This window comes from Nocardioides sp., assembly GCF_036401255.1.
In the GTDB taxonomy this organism is placed as follows: Bacteria; Actinomycetota; Actinomycetes; order Propionibacteriales; family Nocardioidaceae; genus Nocardioides.
This window is the reverse complement of the sequence record NZ_DASWVI010000013.1, coordinates 1-4,648: the sequence shown is the minus strand read 5'-3', so window position 1 is coordinate 4,648 and position 4,648 is coordinate 1. Positions and strand designations below refer to the sequence as shown.

The following is a 4,648-nucleotide window of genomic DNA, read 5'->3' as shown; positions in this document are numbered from 1 at the left end:
CGGAGCCGCCGGCGGCCGGCGGACGCCCGGGTGGCGTGTCGACGCTGGCGCGGCCGCAGGCAGCGGCCCCCCGCCGGTCCCGCTCGCGCACCTCGCCCACCGCGGTGGCGGTCGTGGCGCTGCTCGTCGGCCTGCTGACCGGCTTCTTCGGCGTCGGCGGCGGGTTCGTGGTCGTGCCCGCGCTGGTCCTCGTGCTCGGCGTGCCGATGCAGCAGGCGGTCGGCACCTCCCTGCTGATCGTCGCGCTCAACTCCGGGACCTCGCTGCTGTCTCGGATCGGCGGCCCGGAGGTCGACTGGACCGTGGTGCTGCCGTTCGCGGTGGCGGCGATGGTCGCCGCCGTCCTCGGCAAGCGGGTCGCCGACCGGCTGCCCGCCCGCCGCCTGGCCGTCGGGTTCGCGGTACTCCTGATCCTGGTCGCCGGCTACACGAGCTGGCAGAGCCTCGCCGGCATCACGGGCTGAGCCCGGGGCCGAACAGCGGCGCGTCGGATGACTCGGCGGACCCGGCCTCCAGCACCTCCTGAGCGATCCGGAACGCGGTGTTCGCGGCGGGGACGCCGCAGTAGATCGCGGCCTGGAGCAACACCTCCTGGATCTCCGTCACCGTGAGGCCGATGCGCAGCGCGGCGCGCAGGTGCATCGCGAGCTCCTCGTGCTGGCCGCCGGCGACCAGGGCGGTCAGCGTGACGATCGACCGGCTGCGCCGGTCCAGGCCGGGGCGGGTCCAGATCTCACCCCACGCGTAGCGCGTGATCAGCTCCTGGAAGTCCCGCGTCAGGTCGGTCGCGTTCGGGAGGTCGACGTGGTCGTCGCCGAGCACCTCGCGGCGTACGGCGAGCCCGGCGGCGTACCGCTCGTCGGTGGGCGCGGGCGCGGCCGCCGCGGGCGGCTCACCCAGGAAGTGGCCCCGCAGCAGCGCCGCGACCTCTTCGGGTCGCTCGGCGGGTGCCAGGTGACCGGTCTCGCCCAGCTCCGCGTAGCGGCCCCCCGGCACGCCGTCGGCGATCGCGCGCAGCAGGTCGGGCGGGGTCACGACGTCCTCGGCCCCGGCCACCGCCAACACCGGGGCGTCGATCTCGCCGAGCCGGTCGCGTACGTCGAAGCCTGCGAGCGCGCCGCAGACCTGCACGTACCCCGCGTCGAGCGTGTCCTGCAACGCCTGCAGCAGCGCCGAGCCACGGTCGGGCTCGCGCTCGAGGAACCCGGAGGCGAACCAGCGCTGGGACGAGGCGGCCACCTGGCCCGAGGTGCCCGCGGCGCGCACCTGCTCGACGCGCTCGGCCCAGGACTCCGGCGTACCGAGCCGCGCGCCCGTGCACAGCAGCGCGGCGGCGCTCACCCGCCCGGGCTCGGCGAGGAGCAGCTGCAGGCCCACGGCGCCGCCGACCGAGTCGCCGGCGTAGCAGAACGCCCCCCGCGGCTCGCCCCGCTCCGCCGCGACGTCGTCGACGATGCGCAGCACGCCCGCGGCGAGATCGGCCAGCGTGAAGTCCTCGGCGGCGGCCGAGCGGTTGTGGCCGTGGCCGGGGAGGTCCCAGGCGAGGACGTCGAACGCATCGGCGAGGTGGTCCGCGCAGGCACGCCACAGCGTGGCCGCGGTGGTGCCGAGTGCCGGTCCGAGCACGAGCAGCGGCAGCTGGGATCGGTGCCGCGCGAGGGTCATCCGGACGGCGGTGACGGTGGGGATCATCGTGACGAGGGTACGGCGGACCGGGGCGCCGGTGGCTCGCGCCGAGGTGGGGCGAGGCCTGGCGGCGTCGTAGCCTCGACGCATGGCCCGTCACCTGACCCGTCGCAGCCGTGCCCTCCCGGCGCCCGTCCTCAGCCTCGGCCTCGCCCTCGCTCTGGCTCTCGGCCTGGCCCTGCCACCGGCCGCGAGCGCGAGCACCGCGGTCGAGCAGGCGCCGGCGTCCGGTCCCCGCGCGCGGGCCGGCACCGACGTCAGCCAGCTGCTGGTGTTCGTGGTCGAGAACCACTCCCTGCAGCAGATGCGCGAGTCGATGCCGTTCACCGCGCGGCTCGCGCGCCGCTACGGCTACGCGACCCGCTACCGGGCCACCACCCACCCGTCGCTGCCGAACTACCTCGCGATCGCCGGCGGCGCCACCTTCGGGGTCAGCGACGACGCCGCGCCGTCCGCGCACCCGCTGCGTGGGGCGAGCGTGTTCGGTCGCGCGGTCCGCAAGGGCAGCACCGCGCGGCTCTACGCCGAGGCGATGGGCTCCCGGTGCCAGCTGGAGAGCTCCGGCACCTACGCGGTCAAGCACAACCCGTGGGCCTACTTCGCCGACGAGCGCGCGCTGTGCCGGCGCGACGACGTGCCGCTGCGGCGGTTCAACCGCGACGTCGACGCCGGGCGGCTGCCCGCGGTCGGCATGGTGATCCCCGACCTGTGCAACGACGCCCACGACTGCGACCTCGGCCGGGCCGACGCGTGGCTGCGCAAGCGGATCCGGCGGGTGCTGAACGGTCCGGACTGGGCGGCCGGCCGGCTCGCGGTCGTGATCACCGCCGACGAGGACGACGGCGCCCACGGCAACCGGGTCCTGACCGTCGTCGCGCACCCGGGCGTGCGGCACCGGGTCGTGCGGACCCGGCTCAACCACTACTCGCTGTCACGGTCGTACGCCGAGGTCGCCGGCGTACGACCCCTGCGGCACGCCCGCGACGCCCGACCGCTGCTGCAGCGCTTCGGGCTCACCCCCGCCGGCTGAGGCACCGGCGCGGGCCGAAGGTCCCGCCAGGTCCGCCCTTTCTGCCCGGGCGGCGATGCTTCGCGCCCGGCTAGGTTCCTTCTCACGGGGCGGTGGCCGGCCGGCGCTGGAGTAGACGTCGCCATGTTCCTCTGAGCACGCCGGCGCCGCCCCCTTCAGTCGGCCGCCGACCGCGCCACGACAGGGGACGGCACGGTCGGCGGCACGCCCGCGCATGCCTCTCCGCGCACTGCCTCTGCGTCGGCCCCGGGCGGATCAGCCGACCGGACGCCGCCAGGTGATCAGCGTGCGGGAGGGCTCCTCGGCGACCACGGTGATCGTGGCGCCCGGGCGCAGCGTCCGCGGGCCGAGGGCCTCGACGTCGGTGCCGACCGGGCCGTCTTCGCGGCGGCCCCCCTCGACCGCCACGACGGCCTCGAGCAGCCCCTCGGCCACCCGGACGTGCACGGCGAGGCCGTCCGGGGCGTGCCGGGCCGCCGCGGCGAGGATCTCGCTGAGCGCGCCGAGCAGCTCGTGGGCCACCTCGGGCGCGAGGTCGTCGACCGGGCCGTCGAACCGGACCGGCCCCCCGGACCACAGCTCGACGACGTAGCGGACCGCTCCGCAGGTCGACCCCGGCTGCGACTCCACGATCAGGTGCCGCACCGACCCCCGGAGCGCGTCGACGGTGCGGGCCAGCTGCTCGAGGATCGGGGCGGCCTCGGCGGTGGCCGTCTCCGGGTGCCGCACCATCCGGTCCAGCTGCAGCCCGATCGCGAAGAGCTCCTGCATCGCGGAGTCGCTGGCCCCTGCGGCCCGGGCGTTGCGCTCGGTCAGGAGGGCGGAGTGGACCACGCTCGCGGCGTGGCCCTTCTCCGCCTCGACCCGCCGGGTGATGTCGGTGACCAGCACGAAGCACCCATCGGGGTGGTCGTCGTGGGTGCGGGGCACCATCTCGATCAGCGCGTGCTTGACCCGACCGTCCGGGAGCGGGAGCGAGCGCTCGAAGCGCTGGGTCCGTCCGGCGAGCGCCGCGGCCAGGTGGTCCTGGGTGGTCGCGCAGCCGGCCTCGTCGAGCAGGTCGCGCACCGACGCCCCGAGCACCTCGTGCGGTGGCCGGTCCAGCCAGGTGCGGCACGCGTCGTTGGCGTAGCGCAGCACGCCCGCGGCGTCGACGTACGCCACGAGCGAGGGCAGCGCGTCGAGGACCTCGCCCAGGTCGTTCGCGTCGAACCCGGTCGGCAGCTCCATGTCGGCCCCCTTGCCGGATGGTCCGGAGGGCCCGGACCCCGACACCTCAGGGTCGCCCCCGGCGGGCCTCGCCACTCAGGGGCGCGGGCCACCACTCGCGGGGACCTTGTCCCCGGCGTGACCCGGGCCACGCGGCACGGTCCTCCGCCGCCGCCCGGGGGACCAAAGCCTCTGCCCCGAAGCCTCTGCCCCGGGCCGGGCGGCTAGGCGGGGACGGGGTCGACGACCAGGACCGGGCAGGTCGCGTGCCGCAGCACGGCGCGCACGACCGAGCCGAGGTGCGGACCGAGGGGGATCGTGTGCCGGTGCCGTCCGACGACCAGCAGCGAGGCCCGCTCGCACGCGTGGATCAGCGCGTCGGCCGCCCGGTCGTGCACGATCTGCAGCTCGACGGGCACCCCCTCCGCCTCCGCGAGCACGCCCGCGAGCCGGTCGGCGAGCATCCGGCCGCGCTCGTCGCTGTGGGCCTCGGCCGCGGGCTCGTCGAAGACCAGGTCGTCGTAGGGATCGCGGTAGTGCCAGGCGTTCAGGACGCGTACGCCGCAGCCACGGGCCCGGGCCTCCGCGAGCGCCGCCGCCACCACCGCCGGCGCCCCGCCCCCGTCGTCAGCGCCCGCGATCACCAGGCCGGGCCGGTCCTCCCGCCACCCGGCCGGCACGGCGACGACGGGCACGTCTGCGAGCGCGACGACCGGGTTGGTC

At 76.4% G+C, this 4,648-nt stretch carries 5 protein-coding genes and 1 pseudogene; 2 read left to right on the top strand and 4 right to left on the bottom strand.

Annotated features, from left to right (window positions below; all coding sequences use genetic code 11):
- The coding region (locus VGD85_RS00520) for a sulfite exporter TauE/SafE family protein (RefSeq protein ID WP_331061491.1) at positions 1-464 on the top strand (464 nt) is incomplete at its 5' end.
- Here the strand turns inward: VGD85_RS00520 and pcaC are convergent.
- Together pcaC and VGD85_RS23130 are read right to left on the bottom strand one after the other, a co-directional pair.
- Positions 454-900, bottom strand: a complete 447-nt coding sequence (pcaC, locus tag VGD85_RS23135; RefSeq protein WP_414690733.1) for a 4-carboxymuconolactone decarboxylase — start codon at positions 898-900, stop codon at positions 454-456. The two genes, VGD85_RS00520 and pcaC, sit on opposite strands and share 11 nt — an antisense overlap.
- A gap of 30 nt (positions 901-930) precedes the next feature.
- A pseudogene (locus VGD85_RS23130) lies at positions 931-1,665 on the bottom strand (alpha/beta fold hydrolase); the annotation flags it as partial.
- A gap of 109 nt (positions 1,666-1,774) precedes the next feature.
- Between VGD85_RS23130 and VGD85_RS00510 the strand changes: the two are divergent.
- Positions 1,775-2,716, top strand: a complete 942-nt coding sequence (locus VGD85_RS00510) for an alkaline phosphatase family protein (RefSeq protein WP_331061489.1) — start codon at positions 1,775-1,777, stop codon at positions 2,714-2,716.
- Positions 2,717-2,971: 255 nt separating this feature from the next.
- On the opposite strand, the gene VGD85_RS00505 is transcribed toward VGD85_RS00510, so the two are convergent.
- Both VGD85_RS00505 and VGD85_RS00500 read right to left on the bottom strand, forming a co-directional pair.
- Positions 2,972-3,946: a PAS domain-containing protein gene (locus tag VGD85_RS00505; RefSeq protein WP_331061488.1), complete on the bottom strand. Its 975-nt coding sequence runs from the start codon at positions 3,944-3,946 to the stop codon at positions 2,972-2,974.
- Positions 3,947-4,149: 203 nt separating this feature from the next.
- Positions 4,150-4,648, bottom strand: a 499-nt coding sequence (locus VGD85_RS00500; RefSeq protein WP_331061487.1) for a universal stress protein, incomplete at its 5' end; no start/stop codon positions are given.

Bases quoted from the DNA above. Each gene is read 5' to 3' on its own strand.
- VGD85_RS00505 (WP_331061488.1), bottom strand. From the start codon at position 3,946: ATGGAGCTGCCGACCGGGTTCGACGCGAACGACCTGGGCGAGGTCCTC.
- VGD85_RS00510 (WP_331061489.1), top strand. From the start codon at position 1,775: ATGGCCCGTCACCTGACCCGTCGCAGCCGTGCCCTCCCGGCGCCCGTC.